The following is a 15,889-nucleotide window of genomic DNA, read 5'->3' on the forward strand; positions in this document are numbered from 1 at the left end:
GGAGCGGAGAAGTGATCGGCGGCTTTCGCCCAAGACTGGTCGGCGGTCGGGACGTGAAACCCGGCCCCGAGCTGCGCTTTCGCGAACTGATGCTGCCGCATCTCGACGCCGCCTATAATCTGGCGCGCTATCTGACCAATGATGCGACCATCGCCGAGGACGTGGTGCAGGAAGCTTTCCTGCGCGCATTCCGCGCGTTCGAGACCTATCGCGGCGGGCCGCCTCGCGCGTGGTTGTTCGCGATCCTGCGCAATTGCTGGCGCGATCGCGTCGGCGAGCAGATCCGCCGCGAGCGGGTCGTCGTGTCGGACGCGAGCTTGTCCGAAGCGCAGTCCGAAGCGGTTGCCGCAACTCCGGCGGATAGCGACACGCCGGAGGAATCGCTGGCCCGCGCGCGCGAGGTCGATACGGTGCGCGGGGTGATCGCCGCCCTGCCCGAACCGTTTCGAGAAACCCTGATCCTGCGCGAGATGGAAGACATGTCCTATCGCGAGATCGCCTCGGTGACCGGCGTGCCGATCGGCACGGTGATGTCGCGGCTGGCGCGCGCCCGCGAGATGCTGGCGAAGCTGCTGCTTCCGGCACGAGCCACCGGGCAACAGGAGCGCCAGGCATGAGCTGTCCCGATCCGATGCTGCTCCACGCCTTGCTCGACGACGAGCTCGACGCCGCCAATGTCGCGGCGGTCGAAGCGCATTTGCGCGCCTGCCTCAATTGCGCCGCCGAATTCGAGCAATTGAAGCAGCTCCACCAGATCATCGCCGATCCGGCGCTGCGCCATGCCGCGCCCGCTGGCGTGCGCGATCGCATCGATGGCGCGCTGCCCACCACTCAGCGCACCACCAATCCCTGGCCCGCGCGGCTCGGCTGGGGCGCCGGCGGGGCGATCGCCGCGGGCCTGGCGCTGACGCTCGGCATTCCGCAGCAATCGGCGACAACCGGGCTCGAACAGCAGATGGTTGCGAGCCATGTTCGCTCGCTGCTCGCCGACCATCTTGTCGACATCCCGACCTCGGACCGCCATGTCGTCAAGCCGTGGTTCAACGGCAAGATCGACTTCTCGCCGCCCACCCCCGACCTCAAGGCGGCCGGATTTCCGCTGGTCGGCGGGCGGCTCGATTATATCGGCGGCCGCGTCGTTCCAGCAATCGTCTATCGCCGCAATCTCCACACGATCAACGTCTTCGCCTGGCCGGCGGGCAGGGCGCCGACAGGCGAGACGATGGCGACCGATGGCTACACGCTCATCCATTGGCGCCAGGGTGACCTCGATTTCTGGGCAGTGTCGGATGTCGCCGGCGGCGATCTCGGCCAGTTTCGTACGGCGTTCATCGCCGCCACGCGCTGAATTTTAGCGAAACGGTAAAAAACTGACCGAGACGGGTTTTCATTCGCAACCCGAGTCTTATGTCCTGCTCGCGGGCGCCGATCGGCCGCCCGTTTCTCTAGGGGAGAATCCAGTGGCTACCGAACTTTACGCCCTCACCGCGCCTGTCTTCGTGCGCGCGCTGATCAATCTCGACAAGATCATCGACAAGGCCCGCGCCTTTGCCGCCGACAAGGGAATCGACGAGCAGGAACTGCTCGACGCGCGGCTGATCGAGGACATGGGCAATTTCATCTCGCAGATCCAGCGCGCGAGCGATTCGGCCAAGGGTTGCATGGTGCGCCTCGGCGGGGTCGAGAACGTCGTGATGGAAGACAATGAGGCGAGCTTCGACGACGTCAAGGCGCGCATCGCCAAGACGATCGACTTCGTGAAGTCGGTTCCGGCCGACGCGATCAACGGCAAGGAAGATGCCGAAGTCGTGCTCAAATTCCCGAATGGCGAGTTCAAGTTCCCCGGGCGCGATTTCCTGCTCGGCTTCGTCCATCCCAATTTCTATTTCCACGTCACGACTGCTTATGCGCTGTTGCGCATGAAAGGCGTACCGATCGGCAAGATGGACTTCCTGGGCGGCTGACCGCCGCGGAACGCGGCCGGCCCCTGCTTGGCGCCGGCCGTTAGTGCCCGAACAACAACCGGTCGCGTAGATATTGGCTATCCGCCCGGTAATAACGTTCGAACCAGGCTGGCTTGCCGCTCAGCGCGGTCGGCTTGCCGAGGGTCAAGGGTGTCGCCTCGGCGGGCTTGGCACCTTTCGGCTTGACCTTCGCGTCCTTCATTTTCGAGCGGAAGTGCAGATGGTCGAAAAGGCGCACCGCCTCGATCGCATAAGCGGTGGCGACGATCGGGTCCTGGATCATCACCAGGTGATCGCCGTTACCGCCCTCGCCGCTCGGTGACAGGTTGGACGACCCGGTGAACACCTTGGCGGTCGGCAGGCCGAAATCGGTGACGACGAACTTGTTGTGCAGGTTGATGCCTTTGCCGCCCTGCCACTCGGCGCCGAACGGCGGGGGCGCGTTCTTGGCGAGATAGCCGAAATCGACCACGCCGATCGTGCCGTCGGGCTTGTAGACGTCGAGCCTGCTCGGCTTGGCCTCTGCTCCAGGCTTGGGCTCCGCGCTCGCTTTGTCGACCACGCCGTAGCTGAACAAGGGCCGCGTTGCGAGGCGATCGATTGCGGTGCGCACCGATCCGCTCTTGGTCTGGTTGAGAAAGGCGATCGAGAAGAACACCGACGAAGTCGCCTGATCGATCGCCGCGCCGACAGGGGACAGCCCGATCTCTTTATCGGAATGCGGTGACAGCGCTATTTGAACGATCGGCTTGCCCGGCGTTGTGAAGGCATACCATTTGCGGGCCATCTCCGATGCCGAGAATGTCTCCGGCTGGTGGAACGCCGCGTCGAAATAATCGCCGAACAGCCCGGCGATATCGGGATCGCTGAACAGCAGCGCGTTGTTCGCCTGGATGTAGAAGCCACGGTAGCTGAAGTTGGTCGACCCCAGCAGCACACGCTGGGCCACTCCATTGCGCCGCAGGATGATCACCTTGTTGTGCTGTAATCCCTTGAAATGCATCCGGACGACCTGGCCGCCAGTACTCGCCAGCAGCCGCACGGATGCCTCCCCTTCGGCGCCGTCGGGCTGATTATGGTCCTTGGGGCTGTCGTCGATCACCGCGCGTAGCCGCGGCCCGAGTTTTTCGAGACGGTCGACCAGCCAGCCGAGATTGAGGTCATAGGCGAAGAAATCCACGGTCAGCGTCGGGTCCGCGACTGCCTCGTCGACCAGTGATTGCACCATCGCCGCCGCCTCGAAGCCGAGCCAGGTATAGGGATTGGCGTCGCTCGCCGCTGACGGATCGAAGGGCGGCGAGAAATTGAGACCGACCGCGTTGGTTGCCGGCAGGATGTCGGCACGGTTCCCGAACTTGTCGCGATAGGCTTGCGACGACGCGAATGCGCGAGTGAAGCCGATGTCGAGGAAACCCGGATGCGTGACGGGATTGAGGTTGATGGTGGCGACGAGTTGCGTGCCGGCGACCAGCGGCCCCTCTGCCGGCATATGCATCTTGGTCACGCGATAGGAATAGAGCCCGTCGATCGGATCGTAAGGGAAATGCACCCAGCGGAATTTCTGAAAGGGCGCCTCGGTCGAGGGGAATTGGACGTCGCCGTTGACCTTGCTTCCTGCCGGATAGGAAAAGGCCAGGCGGTTGCGCAGCGGCGCGAACTCGGTCCCACCCGGATGGAGGACCTCGATCGCGAAACCGACGAAATCTGGTTCCGGCGCGTCGACGTCCATGCCGATCAAACACATGCGCTCGCCGCGCCACAATTTCAGGTGAAATCCGTCCTTGCTGGCGCTGTCCATCGCGTTGCCCCTGCCCAAGTGAGATAGCTTTTATCGCATCGCACGATGACAAACCCGCGAATTCACGTCCGCATCGGATCGATCTCGACCATTGTCGTCGCCAGCCGCTCCGCCTGGCTACGATCATGCGTCACCATCAGGATCGGCAGCTTGAGCCGATCACGGATGTCGAGAACGGCGTGCTCCACCTCGGTGGCTCGACCACGATCAAGCGACGCGGTTGGTTCGTCGAGCAATAGAAAGGCGGGATCGCTGAGCAAGGCGCGGCCGATCGCGACGCGTTTCGCCTCTCCACCCGATAAGGTCCGCGGCCAGCGGTCGAGCAAATGCCCGATGTCGAGCAATTGGACGGCGTCGTCGATCGCCGCACTCCGCCCCGCGCCGTAGCGCAGGTTCGCCGCAACTTTCAGGTGAGGAAACAGCCGCGATTCCTGGAAGACGTATCCCGCGCGCCGGCGTTCGGGCGGTACGTCGATGTCCTCGCCGAACAGTTCGACGCCGCCAACCCGGATATGACCGCGATCGGGCCGCAGCAGCCCCGCCACCATATGGAGCACGCTAGTCTTGCCCGCGCCGGATGGGCCGAACAGCACGGTCAGGCCTTCGCCTGCCTCCAGCCGCAGTGCGATCTCGGCATCGCCGAGCCGCTTCGAGACCTGGAGATCAAACGCCATGGACCATCGCCGCGCGCATCCGCCGCGCGAGCAGTTCGGAGGCGACCAATGCCGCCAGCGCCACCGCGACCGACAGCGCCGATAGCCTGAGCGCGATCGCATCGCCGTCGGGGCGTTGCAGCGCGGCGTAGATCGCCAGCGGCAAAGTCTGGGTCTGACCCGGCACGTTCGAGACGAAGGTGATCGTGGCGCCGAATTCGCCGAGCGACCGCGCGAAGCCAAGCACGGTGCCGGCCAACAGGCCAGGCAGGCTCAACGGCAAGGTGATCGTCCAGAAGACGCGCCATGGCCCCGCGCCTAACGTCCGCGCAGCGCCCTCGAGCCGGCGGTCGACCGCCTCGATCGACAGCCGGATCGCGCGCACCATCAGCGGCAGCGCCATGATTCCGGCGGCGATCGCTGCACCGGTCCAGCGAAACAGCACGCCATCGCTCAAGAAACCGAGCGGCCCGCCCGGTGCGAAGGCCAGCAGCAGGACCCAGCCGGTGACCACCGGGGGTACGACCAGCGGCAGATAGACGATGGCCTCGATCAGGATCTTGCCGGGGAAACGTCCGCGGGCGAGCAGCCAGGCGATGGCGAAGGCGACCGGCAATGCCGCTATCGTCGCGACAAGCCCGACGCGTAGCGACAGCGCGACGATTCCCCATTCTTCGGGGGTCAGCGCTGCCTCCCCGGCGCAGTGAAACCGAACCGCGCGAAGATCGCGCGGCCGCGCGGCGAGAGCAGGAAGCGGCGGAAACCCTCGGCCTCAGGATTGGTCGATCGCGCCAGCCGGGCGATCGGATACAGGATTGGCGGATGGCTGGTCGGCGGGAATACGCCCGCCACGCGCACTTTGGACGATGCCTTGGCGTCGGTCAGATAGACGATCCCGAACGGCGCCGCGCCGCGCTCGACCAGTGCCAAGGCCGCGCGGACATTCTCCGCGCGCGCCACCTTCGGGGCGACCGCGGTCCAGGCGCCGAGCTTCTCGAGCGCGGTCTTGCCGTATTTGCCCGCTGGCACGCTATCAGGGTCGGCCATCGCCAAGGGCCCCGCGCTCAATATCCGCGCCAACCGGACCCCGCCTGCCGGTATCGCCGAATGCCGGCCGCCGGGCTCGACCACGACCAGCCGATTGCCGACCAGATCGGCGCGCGTCCCTGTCGCAAGCAGAGCCTTGGCGGCGAGCGCATCCATCCAGTCCTCGTCGGCCGAGGCAAACAAATCGCCCGGCGCCCCCGCTTCAACCTGGCGCGCTAACGTGGACGACGCGGCGAACGAGATCACCGGACGTGGATGCCCCGCCTTTGCCCAGGCATCCGCCGCGGCGGTCAAGGACTCCTGCAGGCTCGCCGCAGCCAGCACGATCGGCGCCTGGGCGGACGGCGCCGCGCCAATCAACAGCGCAGCAAATCCGGCGAGGACAAGGCCCAATACCGGGCGGCGCGTGAACGACTGGATCATGCCGCCGCGCATACACCGCGCGGCGAGCGCCTCAAAGCGCGCGATAGGTCGCGATGTCGGCGCGGATGCCGTGCGCGGCGAGAAAGGCGTTGCGGTCGAACCGCCGCTTCGCCTGGTGGCGCGCGATGGCGGCGGCGACGATCGGGATCACCTCGTCGCTTTCCCATTCGGCGACGGTAACGAAATTATACTCGCCCGGCCCACCAACCTGTTCGAGCAGATCGTGGCGGACGAAGCCGGGCTGCTTGCGCATCACGGCGTCGGTTTCGTCGACCGCATCGATGAACGCCTGGCGCGCCGCATCGGGCACGATGAACTTGTCGACGCGATAGAAGGGGGCGGTAGCCATGGATGATGTCTCCTGAGGGTCGTGAACCCGGCGCCGGAGCGATTGCCGGCGCCGCGAGACACGCCTATGCAACCTCAAGCTTGGTTCAGGTCAAGGGACTTTTCGCATGCAAAATATTCCCGCGATGCTGTCGGTCGGTGAGGTCGCGCGGCGCAGCGGCGTCGCGGTGTCGACGCTCCATTTCTATGAGGCGAAGGGTCTGATCAGCGCCGAGCGCTCGGGCGGCAACCAGCGCCGGTTCCGCCGCGGCGTGCTGCGCCGGGTAGCGGTGATCAAGGTAGCGCAACGTACCGGCATTCCGCTCGGCGAAATCAAAGCGGCGCTCGACATGCTCCCAGCCGATCGCCCGGTGTCGGGGGAGGATTGGCGGCGCATGTCGGCGGCATGGCGCGACGATCTCGACCATCGCATCGCGCAGCTGACGGCGCTGCGCGATCAACTTGGCAGCTGTATCGGCTGCGGATGTCTGTCGATGGAGGACTGTCCGCTGCGCAACCCGGCCGACCGGCTGGGCAAGGATGCGAGCGGCGCGCGGCTGATCGCGCAGGACTCCTAACCTGACGCTTGCACCCGTCCCGTGCGCTGCAATTTGCCCCAGCCGACCAGCGGGCCGCGCAGCGCCTGGGTGATCGCTTTCAGCACGACATAATACATCACTTGGCGGTACCCGATCCGCTGCGGGATCAGCAGCCACAGCAACGACCATTTCTCGCGGCGTTCGAGCGCGAAACCGACGATCGCCGAAAGCAGATCGATCGCGGTAAAGATCAGCCAATAAGCCAGCATCTTCTCGATACTGTGCTGGGTCTGGTCCCAGCCATGCTGTTCGACCGCGAGCCAGGTCAGCGCGAAGCTGACGATCAGCGCAAGGTCGATGATCGGGCTGATCGCCGCGAGCACGATCTGGAACACGATCGCCTGGGGCAGGCCGATCCAGGCGAGGCCACGCGGCTTGCCGCGGCCGATGATCGTGCCGTGCTTCCACAGACATTGCAGCGTGCCATAGGCCCAGCGGAAGCGCTGTTTGGCGAGGCCCTTGAAATTCTCCGGGCTCTCGGTCCAGGCGACGGCGAATTGATCGTAATGGACTTTCCATCCGGCGCGCTGGATCGCGATCGTCAGATCCTGATCCTCGGCCAGCGTGTCGTCGGGATAGCCGCCGACCGACCGAACCGCTTCGAGCCGCCATGCCCCGACCGCGCCCGGCACCACGGTCATCGCATTGAGGCTGGCAAGCGCGCGGCGCTCGAGGTTCTGCGCGGTGATATATTCGAGCGCCTGCCATCTGGTGACCAGATTGACCCGGTTACCGACCTTGGCATTGCCCGCCACCGCGCCCAATTTCGGATCGCCGAACCAGCGAGCCAGCCGCGCGATGGTGGTCGGTTCGAACTGGGTATCCGCGTCGAGCGCGATGACGATCTCGCCGGTCGCGAGCTCCAAACCCCGGTTGAGAGCGCGTGCCTTGCCACCATTTTCGAGCGTCAGCAATCGGACGCGGGGGTCGCCGGCGAAAGCGTTGCGCACGATCTCGCTGGTCCGGTCCTTCGACCCGTCGTCGATCACGATCACTTCGATCCTGACATCGGTCGAGGCGAGCACAGTCCGGATCGACCGCTCGATCACCGCTTCCTCGTTATAGGCGGGGATCATCACCGTCACGAAGCGATCGGGATCGATCGCCGGGAACACCGTCCGCCCCTCGCGCCGCGCCTGGATCAGCGCGAGCGCCGACAGGACCACCGCGCGCAGGATGCCGATCGAGATCGCGAAGAAGAAAATCCAGCCGAGCGCGGTGACCACCGCGCCGATCGTGCCGAACAGGAAGAGATCGACCTCCGCCGCGGCACGGTCGCCGGGCGAGATCAGCGGCATCGTCTGGTCGCGCGACAGGCCGGCGAGCGACGATACCGGCACCAACGTGAACCCCATGGCGCGCAGTTTTTCGATGATCGTCGGCAGCGCCTCGACCGTCTGCTGACGGTTGCCGCCCGCATCGTGGAGCAGCACGATATTGTGGCTGCACTGCAAATCGTCGCCCGACGCGCAGCCGGTGCCGCGCTTGGCAACGCCGTCGATGACATTGTCGATGATCGCCTGGACGCCCGGCCGCTGCCAGTCCTCGGCATCGACATGGAGACCAACCGAAATATAGCCGCGTAGTTGAGCCTGATAAACGGGCCCGAGTTCGTCCGCCGTGGTCGGCTCGGCGTCGCCGAAATAGGGCGCGCGGAACAGGCGCAGCGAGCGCCCGGTGAAGGCCTGGAACAGCCGCTGGTTGGCGTTGAGTTCGATATCCGTGTCGGTCGCCGAGGCGCCGGCGAGATTGGGATGGGTATAAGTGTGGCTGCCGACCTCGTGACCCTCGCGCACGATCCGTTCGAGCAGGCCGCGTTCGGTCAGGCCGTTCTCCCCGACCATGAAGAAGGTCGCGGGCACGTTGTAGCGCTTCAGGATGTCGAGGATCTGCGGCGTCCATTGCGGATCGGGGCCGTCGTCGAAGGTCAGTGCAACTTGGTTCGGACTATAGCCGGTCCGCTGAACCTGATATTGGCTGGGCAGCCGATCGAACGTGACTCCCGCTATGTCGCCGCTCCGCGTCGTGGCGACGCGGCGCTGACCCGATGCCGGAGTCGCACCGATCTTGAGTATCTCCCCCCTGCCTTCGATATCGACGTCGGTACCATTGGGAATTGTCTCGATGACATTGGCCGGCGGCAGCGTCGGATGCGACTTGCCGAAAATCGACCAGATGCCCGGATCTTCGGCACCCAGCCGCCACAAGGCGATGCCGCCCAGGCCGGCGCGACGCAGGAAATTGATCTGGTTGTAGGCCGACGCCGCATCGAGGAACCAGACGACGTGTTTTTTGCCGTCCTCTTCATAGGAGAAGCCCGAATTGCCGCTGGCGCGATCGAACGTCGGCATGGCGTCCGATTCGCGCGCGACCTGCCACGCTTCTTCGACCGTGATCGGATCGGCGCCGCCGGGATACCAGTTATAGCCATAGCTTCCGATCGTCACGACCAGTTTCGACGCCGAAACTCCGCGCGCCGCATCAGCGACCGCTCGTGCGAACCAGGCCTGAGACGCGACCGGCCCGGGAGCGCTCGACGTCTCGTGCTCGTCGTACGACATCAAGAAGATGCGATCGACGATCTTGGCATAAGCCGGCAGGTTCCACGATTTGTCCCCGACCGGGACTGCCATGGTAATCAGCCAGCCGTGCCGGTCGAACCGGGTATTCGCCTCGTTGAGGAACGCAAGGTAATCGCGTTGTGCCGACGGCGGCAGCGCCTCGAAATCGAACATCGCACCTGCCGCGTGATTGGCGACCAGCCAAGGCTCGAGCTTGTCGAGAAATTGCTTGCGTAGCTTCGGGTCGTGCAGCAGCGCGGCCATACCGGGGCCGTCGAATTGCCCCTGAATGGCGTTCTGGATCATCGGCAGGATCAAGGGACGATGGGCCGCCCCATTGATTACGGCGCGCCCCGCAGTGTCGCTGAACGTGGTGATCGTATGCCTGGGGCCAGTTACTGACACCCATCCGGGAATCACCCAGTCGAGATCGTTGATGTGCCGGCGCAGCGATTCGGCGCTCTGCCCGTCCCACGGCACGTGGAAGGCGATCGCCAGCGGCACATTGCCGACGGTCTTGGCTTCCTTCGAACGCGTCTCGCCGGTCAGCTTACGCCCATACCAGTCGATCGTGCGGCCGGTGGTTTTGAGCAGGGTGTCGTGCGGCGGCGCCAGCCGGTGCAGCGGCCGTTCGGTGTTGATCGGCAGCAACGGTTGCGACGGCACGATCCCGATCGAGGCGCCGAACACCACCACGGACAACAGCAACAGCGCGATGAACGCCGCGACGCCGAGCGCGAAGCGCCGCCGCCGCCGGCCCGAGGGATCATAGAAGATTGGGGCGCCGGCTGCGGTCATTGGATGCGCGTCGTGGCACTGCCCGCGTCCGCCTTCAAGTGGGTCCGTTCGATCGGCGCGATCGGCCGCGTATCAAGCCGCCGCACGCGCGACCGATCGCTCATACACCGCGAACAGATCGCTGAAATGCGCGTCCATCATCCGCACTTGCGGTGCAAGTGCCGCGGCTCGCCGGCGGTCCTCCCGGAGGTCGCAGCCAAGATAATCCGTCAGCCGCTCGCCGAGATCGCGCGCATCGCACGCGGCATAGCGGATACCGCATCCCGCCCGGTGGTGGTCGGCGGCGCCGCCGCGATTGGGCAGGATCAACGGCAGGCCGCTTGCCGCGCCCTCTGCCGCGACCATGCAGAACGTCTCCGCCTCGCAGCCGTGGATCAGCGCGTCGGCGCTGGCCAGCATCCGTGCCAGCCGGGCACGATCGGTGATCGCCGGCGCGACAATGATATGCGGCGACCCTCGCGTCGCGCGAATCACGCGCGCGCGATCGCGCCCGGCGCCGAACAGGACCAGCCCGACAGCGTGGTGCGATCCCGCCGCCAGCACTGCCTCGCAGATCATCGGCCAGCGCTTCTCGGGCGCCATGCGGCCGAGCCCGACCAGCAACGTCGCCTCGGGCGGCAGGCCGCATTGTTCGAGCATCTCGCGCCGTAGGTCCTCGTCGCGCAGGTCGGGCGAGAAGACGTCCGGCTGCACGCCCATCGGAATGGTCTGGGCCTTGGCCACGCCACCGGCACGCAATCGCTGCGTGAGGTCGTCGCTCGCGCTCACCACGAAATCGAACTGGCGATCGAGCTTGCGCAAATGCCGCCAATACCATTCGAGTCGGCGGTCGATCGTCGGGATCGAGAACATCCCCTGCAGCCAGCGATAGGGATAGGCCGATAGGAAATCGCAATGCATGATCAGCGCGCGTGGGGCGTCGCCGCGCCACTGCCCGACCATCGACGCGCTGGTCCAGGGTGAGGCGACCTCGACCAGATCGGGCCGCCACTGGTCGAGCGCGGCGTGGAGCCGGTCCTGATCGTCGAAATAATGATAATTGCGGTCGAGCGGAAACGGCGCCGCGGCGATCGTCGCGAGGATCGCGCCCGGGGCTACTTCCTCGATCCGGTCCTCGTCCCCCGGCGCCAGGATGATCATTTCGTGCCCCGCCGCTGGCGCCGCCTGCAGCTTGCGCTCGACATAGGTTTTCACGCCGCCGCCAGCGGGAGTGTAGAAGGCGCAGACGTCGACGATACGCATCAGCGTGCCTCGACGTGCAGGGCTTCGCGCGCCAGGTCGGCGACGGCAAGCGCTGCGCCGATCACGACCTGCCCGGCAAAGAGCACGCCCGCGACCAGAGCGACCGTATCGGCGACGTTCGGCACGTCGTGCAGCATGCCGGCGGCGAGCCCGGCGAATACCAAATCCTTATTGGGCAGGAACGGCAGGCGAGTGACGAATTGGCGCGCCGCCGACAGTAGCAGCCACCAGCCGAGCGACACGCCCGGCATGACCATTGCCCATAGCAATCCGAACATCACCGTCACCGCGATCGACCGCGCCGTGTGGATCGCAGCGATCCGCCAGAATTGCGCACGTGACAGCGCGAACAGGCGATGGCGGAACAGCATCACGGCCATCGACGAGGCGACCAGGAGCACGCCCGACCATAATATGTGCGCGTTCATCGCGCCGAATTCGAGCGGCCCCGGCACCGCGATCGCCGCCAGCAGCAGGGCCAGGGTGACGATATTGCCGGCCAGCGCCGACAGCACCGCGACGTCGCGCACTGCCCCGAATGGCGAGCCGGGGATCGATGCGTTGCGGCGCGCCCAGAGATAGAATTGCAGCTCGCCCGAATAGCCGAACAGCAATTCGTTCGATGCCGATTTGCGAAGCAAGGCGACGAGTCCGCCGCCCAGCGGCAACGGCCACAGCCCGCGGAAAATAATATAGTCGGCGATCGGCTGGATCGCGAGCAGCAACGCCATGCCCACCCAGAAGCCGGCCGATACCGGCAGCAGCTGATCGAGCGTGATCAGGTCGGCCCGACCCAGAACGCGTGCAACGACGAAAATGATCGCGATCGAGAGGATGGGCCCCGTCCAACGGAGCCAGGGGGCAGCGGCGCGATCCCCCGCGCTTCGTGCCCAATCGGCAACCGTGGCGGCCTCCATTCCGCGTACGGCCCGTGACATGTCGTTCATTCGATCGCTACCTTATCCGTCCCTTTCCCGTGTTGGTTCTTGACCGTCTACGCCCCCGCGGCCGGCAAAAGTTCGCTATATCGGGCAAAACGCGCCCCGCGCGACAGACTGGCAACCGTGCGCGCGATACTGTCCGTCAGTGCCGGTACGTTGGTGTCTCCAGGATGAACGGCGAGGCGCATCCATGGACGACGCGGCAAAGCAGCGCGTGCCACAGCCGCGACGGCGAGCGACGACGCGATCCGCCAGCGGCTGCGGCTGGCCCAGGTGATCACCGGTCCCTTGGCGACTACCTCACCTGTCGCGGGGCGCCACACCTTGATATGATCCTCGGCGAGCGCGAAGCCTTCCTCACCCAGCGCCCGCATCGCGTCATCGCCGTAGAGCCAGGCCGGGGCGATGAATCCCACCGCGGGCCGCCCGATAATGTCTTCGATCAGCTTGCGCCCATCGGCCATTCGCGCGCGCGCGGTATCGTGATCGAGACCCAAGAACTCCCCCTCGCCGGCCGTCATCCGCTTCGCCTTGAATTTGGCGAGCGCACCGTCATGCTCGCTGCGGTCGAGGTGGAACCAGCCATGGACGAACATGTCGACCCCGGCGTCCGACCAGGCTCGCAGCCGCGAGGCGAACGGTGTGCCGGCGCGGATAGGCGAATCCCCCCAATGATCGGGCACGACCAGCATCGCGTAATGCGGCGCCGGCATGTCGCGCGATACAAGGTCGGCGAGGCGATCGACTTTCCCCTCGAACTTCGGAGAAACGTCGTGGATTGAAACCAGCAGGGAGGGTTCTTGGCGGGGCATAGGGAATGGGCAACAGCGTCGCGTCGGGTTGCGCGCCGCTAGGCCCGTTCCGGACGGACCGCAAGTGCAGGAATGTCGCAATCTGTCGCCGTCATTTGCACGCGGAAAGCTAGGCGGCGCTGCGCGTCCCGAACCAGAGCACGTGCCGCGGCCCCTTGCCGTTGCTGCGGGCGCGAGTCACGATCTCATCCACCGTGAAGCCGCACGAGGCGAATTTGCGGGCAAAGCGCGGGTCGGGCGCCGCCGACCAGATCGCCAGGATGCCGCCCGGGCGTAGCGCGCGCCACGCCGATTCCAGCCCGCGCTCCGAATAGAGCCGGCCGTTGCTCGCGCGAGTCAGCCCGTCGGGGCCGTTGTCGACGTCGAGCAGGATCGCGTCATATTGGCCTTGCCCGGTGTCGATCAGTGCCGCCACGTCGTCGCCGACGACGCTGACCCGCGGATCGTCGAGACAGCCGGCGGCGAGCTCGGCCATCGGGCCGCGCGCCCAGTCGATGATCTCTGGCACGAGTTCGGCCACCGTCAGCTTTGCGTCGGCGCCCAGCGAGCGAAGCGCGGCGCGCAAGGTGAAGCCCATGCCATAGCCGCCGATCAGCAGATGCGGCGCCTTGCGGGCACCGAGGCGTTCGCAGGTCGCGGTCGCCAACACTTCCTCCGACCCGCTCATCCGACTGTTCATCAGTTCGTTGCGGTCGAGCACGATCATGAAGTCGGCACCTCGGCGGAACAGGCGCAGTTCGTCGTTAGTGCCCGGGATGCGCGCGACGTCGATCAGTTCGCGGGGGATCATGTGGTGTTTTCCTCGTGACCCCGACCTTGACGGCCGGACGTATGCACAACCAGGCCTCAGCTCTCGTCGCCCATCCTGAGCGCGGCGATGAAGGCTTCCTGCGGAATCTGGACGCTGCCATATTCGCGCATGCGCTTCTTGCCTTCCTTCTGCTTGTCCAGCAGCTTGCGCTTGCGACTTATATCGCCGCCATAACATTTGGCCGTAACGTCCTTGCGCATTGCGGCAATCGTCTCGCGCGCGATGACCTTGCCGCCGATCGCGGCCTGGATCGGGATCTTGAACAGATGACGCGGGATCAGGTCCTTCAGGCGCTCGCACATGCCGCGACCGCGGCTCTCCGCGGTGCCGCGATGGACGATCATGCTGAGCGCATCGACCGGCTCGTTATTGACCAGGATCGACATCTTGACGAGGTCGCCTTCGCGATAGCCGATCTGATGATAGTCGAAGCTGGCATAGCCGCGGCTGATCGATTTCAGGCGATCGTAAAAGTCGAACACGACTTCGTTGAGCGGCAATTCGTAAGTCACCTGCGCGCGGCCGCCAACATAGGTCAGGTTCTTCTGGATGCCGCGCCGGTCCTGGCAGAGCTTGAGGATCGAGCCGAGATATTCGTCGGGGCAATAGATCGTCGCCTCGATCCACGGTTCGCTGATCAGCGCGATCTTGTTGGGATCGGGCATGTCGGCCGGGTTGTGCAGTTCGATATGGCCCTGCCCGTGGGTCAGCTCGATCTGGTAGACGACCGACGGCGCGGTGGTGATCAGGTCGAGGTCGTATTCGCGCGTCAGGCGCTCCTGGATGATCTCCAGATGCAGCAGGCCGAGGAAACCGCAACGGAAGCCGAAGCCAAGCGCGGCTGAAGTCTCCATCTCGAACGAGAAGCTGGCGTCGTTGAGGCGCAACCTCGAAATGCTCTCCCGAAGCTTCTCGAAGTCGTTGGCATCGACCGGAAACAGCCCGCAGAACACCACCGGTTGGACTTCCTTGAAGCCCGGCAGCGGCGCAGTCGCGGGGCGCTTGGTATCGGTCAGCGTGTCGCCGACGCGTGCTTGGGCGACATCCTTGATCTGCGCGGTGATGAAGCCGATTTCGCCGGTACCGAGTTCGGTCAACTGTTCGATCTTGGGCCGGAAACAGCCGACGCGGTCGACCAGATGCTGAGTGCCGGCCTGCATGAACGTGACCTGCTGGCCCTTCTTGAGCACGCCGTCGATCACGCGGACCAGAATGACGACGCCGAGATACGAATCGTACCAGCTGTCGACCAGCATCGCCTTGAGCGGCGCGGATGCGTCGCCCTTGGGATGTGGGATGCGCTGGACCACCGCCTCAAGCACTTCGGCGATGCCGATCCCCGATTTGGCCGAGGTCAGGACCGCGTTGGAAGCGTCGAGACCGATCACTTCCTCAATTTCGGCCTTCACCTTTTCCGGCTCGGCGGCGGGCAAGTCGATCTTGTTGATCACCGGCACGATCTCATGGTCGTGCTCGATCGACTGATAGACATTGGCGAGCGTCTGCGCTTCGACCCCTTGCGCCGCGTCGACCACCAGCAGCGCGCCTTCGCACGCCGCCAGGCTGCGCGAGACTTCATAAGCGAAGTCGACGTGCCCCGGCGTGTCCATCAAGTTGAGCGTATAGGTCTCGCCGTCCTGCGCCTTGTAGGACAGGCGGACGGTCTGCGCCTTGATGGTGATGCCGCGCTCGCGTTCGATATCCATATTGTCGAGCACCTGCTCGGACATTTCGCGCTCGGACAGCCCGCCAGTCGCCTGGATCAGGCGGTCGGCGAGCGTCGACTTGCCATGGTCGATATGGGCGATGATCGAGAAATTGCGGATTTTGTCGAGCGGCGTGGACACGATGATCTTTGCAATGAAGAGGGATTTGCCGCGCCGATAGCAGGCATGCGGCCAAACGCCAAAGAC

General features: G+C 65.3%; 15 protein-coding genes. 4 read left to right on the plus strand and 11 right to left on the minus strand.

Annotated features, from left to right (window positions below; all coding sequences use genetic code 11):
* The first annotated feature begins 11 nt into the window (after window positions 1-11).
* The 3 genes from SAS01S_RS10520 to SAS01S_RS10530 all read left to right on the plus strand — a co-directional run bounded on the left by SAS01S_RS10520 (window position 12) and on the right by SAS01S_RS10530 (window position 1,964).
* A complete protein-coding gene (locus tag SAS01S_RS10520) occupies window positions 12-617 on the plus strand; it encodes a sigma-70 family RNA polymerase sigma factor (protein WP_245656835.1) in 606 nt (201 codons plus the stop codon).
* Window positions 614-1,348, plus strand: a complete 735-nt coding sequence (locus SAS01S_RS10525; RefSeq protein ID WP_066807643.1) for an anti-sigma factor family protein — start codon at window positions 614-616, stop codon at window positions 1,346-1,348. Before SAS01S_RS10520 ends, SAS01S_RS10525 begins: the two co-directional genes overlap by 4 nt.
* Window positions 1,349-1,460: 112 nt before the next feature.
* Window positions 1,461-1,964 carry a DUF1993 domain-containing protein gene (locus tag SAS01S_RS10530; protein ID WP_066807644.1) on the plus strand — a complete coding sequence of 168 codons (504 nt, stop codon included), beginning with the start codon at window positions 1,461-1,463 and terminating at the stop codon, window positions 1,962-1,964.
* 40 nt (window positions 1,965-2,004) lie between these two features.
* Here SAS01S_RS10530 and SAS01S_RS10535 read toward each other — a convergent pair whose 3' ends face one another.
* The 5 genes from SAS01S_RS10535 to SAS01S_RS10555 all read right to left on the minus strand — a co-directional run bounded on the left by SAS01S_RS10535 (window position 2,005) and on the right by SAS01S_RS10555 (window position 6,234).
* Window positions 2,005-3,762: a phospholipase D-like domain-containing protein gene (locus SAS01S_RS10535; RefSeq protein WP_066807645.1), complete on the minus strand. Its 1,758-nt coding sequence runs from the start codon at window positions 3,760-3,762 to the stop codon at window positions 2,005-2,007.
* 62 nt (window positions 3,763-3,824) lie between these two features.
* The gene (locus SAS01S_RS10540) at window positions 3,825-4,436 is read right to left on the minus strand and encodes an ATP-binding cassette domain-containing protein (protein WP_066807646.1); all 612 of its coding nucleotides are present in this window, start codon (window positions 4,434-4,436) and stop codon (window positions 3,825-3,827) included.
* Window positions 4,426-5,100, minus strand: coding sequence for a molybdate ABC transporter permease subunit (modB, locus tag SAS01S_RS10545; protein ID WP_066807647.1), 675 nt, complete (start codon window positions 5,098-5,100; stop codon window positions 4,426-4,428). The genes SAS01S_RS10540 and modB overlap by 11 nt, the downstream gene beginning before the upstream one ends.
* Entirely contained in the window at window positions 5,097-5,885 is a 789-nt protein-coding gene (modA, locus tag SAS01S_RS10550) for a molybdate ABC transporter substrate-binding protein (protein WP_084238811.1), read from the minus strand. The genes modB and modA overlap by 4 nt, the downstream gene beginning before the upstream one ends.
* Window positions 5,886-5,916: 31 nt before the next feature.
* Complete coding sequence (locus tag SAS01S_RS10555; RefSeq protein WP_066807648.1) at window positions 5,917-6,234, minus strand: antibiotic biosynthesis monooxygenase family protein; 318 nt, start codon at window positions 6,232-6,234, stop codon at window positions 5,917-5,919.
* Window positions 6,235-6,340: 106 nt separating this feature from the next.
* On the opposite strand from SAS01S_RS10555, the gene soxR reads away from it, so the two are divergent.
* The gene (soxR, locus tag SAS01S_RS10560) at window positions 6,341-6,790 is read left to right on the plus strand and encodes a redox-sensitive transcriptional activator SoxR (protein ID WP_066807649.1); all 450 of its coding nucleotides are present in this window, start codon (window positions 6,341-6,343) and stop codon (window positions 6,788-6,790) included.
* On the opposite strand, the gene SAS01S_RS10565 is transcribed toward soxR, so the two are convergent.
* The 6 genes from SAS01S_RS10565 to lepA all read right to left on the minus strand — a co-directional run bounded on the left by SAS01S_RS10565 (window position 6,787) and on the right by lepA (window position 15,823).
* Window positions 6,787-10,170: a trifunctional glycoside hydrolase family 18/polysaccharide deacetylase/glycosyltransferase family 2 protein gene (locus SAS01S_RS10565; protein WP_066807650.1), complete on the minus strand. Its 3,384-nt coding sequence runs from the start codon at window positions 10,168-10,170 to the stop codon at window positions 6,787-6,789. The two genes, soxR and SAS01S_RS10565, sit on opposite strands and share 4 nt — an antisense overlap.
* Before the next feature lie 72 nt (window positions 10,171-10,242).
* Window positions 10,243-11,412, minus strand: coding sequence for a glycosyltransferase (locus tag SAS01S_RS10570; RefSeq protein WP_066807651.1), 1,170 nt, complete (start codon window positions 11,410-11,412; stop codon window positions 10,243-10,245).
* Complete coding sequence (locus SAS01S_RS10575) at window positions 11,412-12,359, minus strand: hypothetical protein (RefSeq protein WP_157082773.1); 948 nt, start codon at window positions 12,357-12,359, stop codon at window positions 11,412-11,414. Before SAS01S_RS10575 ends, SAS01S_RS10570 begins: the two co-directional genes overlap by 1 nt.
* A 47-nt stretch (window positions 12,360-12,406) precedes the next feature.
* Entirely contained in the window at window positions 12,407-13,165 is a 759-nt protein-coding gene (locus SAS01S_RS10580; RefSeq protein ID WP_066807653.1) for a DUF2334 domain-containing protein, read from the minus strand.
* A gap of 109 nt (window positions 13,166-13,274) precedes the next feature.
* Window positions 13,275-13,955, minus strand: coding sequence for a spermidine synthase (locus SAS01S_RS10585; protein ID WP_066807654.1), 681 nt, complete (start codon window positions 13,953-13,955; stop codon window positions 13,275-13,277).
* Window positions 13,956-14,011: 56 nt separating this feature from the next.
* Entirely contained in the window at window positions 14,012-15,823 is a 1,812-nt protein-coding gene (gene lepA, locus SAS01S_RS10590; RefSeq protein WP_066807655.1) for a translation elongation factor 4, read from the minus strand.
* Between the last annotated feature and the right edge of the window lie 66 nt (window positions 15,824-15,889).

Origin of the sequence: Sphingomonas asaccharolytica NBRC 15499 (assembly GCF_001598355.1) — a bacterium.
GTDB classification, from domain to species: Bacteria; Pseudomonadota; Alphaproteobacteria; order Sphingomonadales; family Sphingomonadaceae; genus Sphingomonas; species Sphingomonas asaccharolytica.

Bases quoted from the DNA above. Each gene is read 5' to 3' on its own strand.
- SAS01S_RS10585 (WP_066807654.1), bottom strand. From the start codon at position 13,955: ATGATCCCCCGCGAACTGATCGACGTCGCGCGCATCCCGGGCACTAAC.
- SAS01S_RS10575 (WP_157082773.1), bottom strand. From the start codon at position 12,359: ATGAACGACATGTCACGGGCCGTACGCGGAATGGAGGCCGCCACGGTT.
- SAS01S_RS10570 (WP_066807651.1), bottom strand. From the start codon at position 11,412: ATGCGTATCGTCGACGTCTGCGCCTTCTACACTCCCGCTGGCGGCGGC.
- SAS01S_RS10555 (WP_066807648.1), bottom strand. From the start codon at position 6,234: ATGGCTACCGCCCCCTTCTATCGCGTCGACAAGTTCATCGTGCCCGAT.
- SAS01S_RS10565 (WP_066807650.1), bottom strand. From the start codon at position 10,170: ATGACCGCAGCCGGCGCCCCAATCTTCTATGATCCCTCGGGCCGGCGG.
- SAS01S_RS10535 (WP_066807645.1), bottom strand. From the start codon at position 3,762: ATGGACAGCGCCAGCAAGGACGGATTTCACCTGAAATTGTGGCGCGGC.
- SAS01S_RS10540 (WP_066807646.1), bottom strand. From the start codon at position 4,436: ATGGCGTTTGATCTCCAGGTCTCGAAGCGGCTCGGCGATGCCGAGATC.
- soxR (WP_066807649.1), top strand. From the start codon at position 6,341: ATGCAAAATATTCCCGCGATGCTGTCGGTCGGTGAGGTCGCGCGGCGC.
- SAS01S_RS10525 (WP_066807643.1), top strand. From the start codon at position 614: ATGAGCTGTCCCGATCCGATGCTGCTCCACGCCTTGCTCGACGACGAG.
- modA (WP_084238811.1), bottom strand. From the start codon at position 5,885: ATGATCCAGTCGTTCACGCGCCGCCCGGTATTGGGCCTTGTCCTCGCC.
- SAS01S_RS10580 (WP_066807653.1), bottom strand. From the start codon at position 13,165: ATGCCCCGCCAAGAACCCTCCCTGCTGGTTTCAATCCACGACGTTTCT.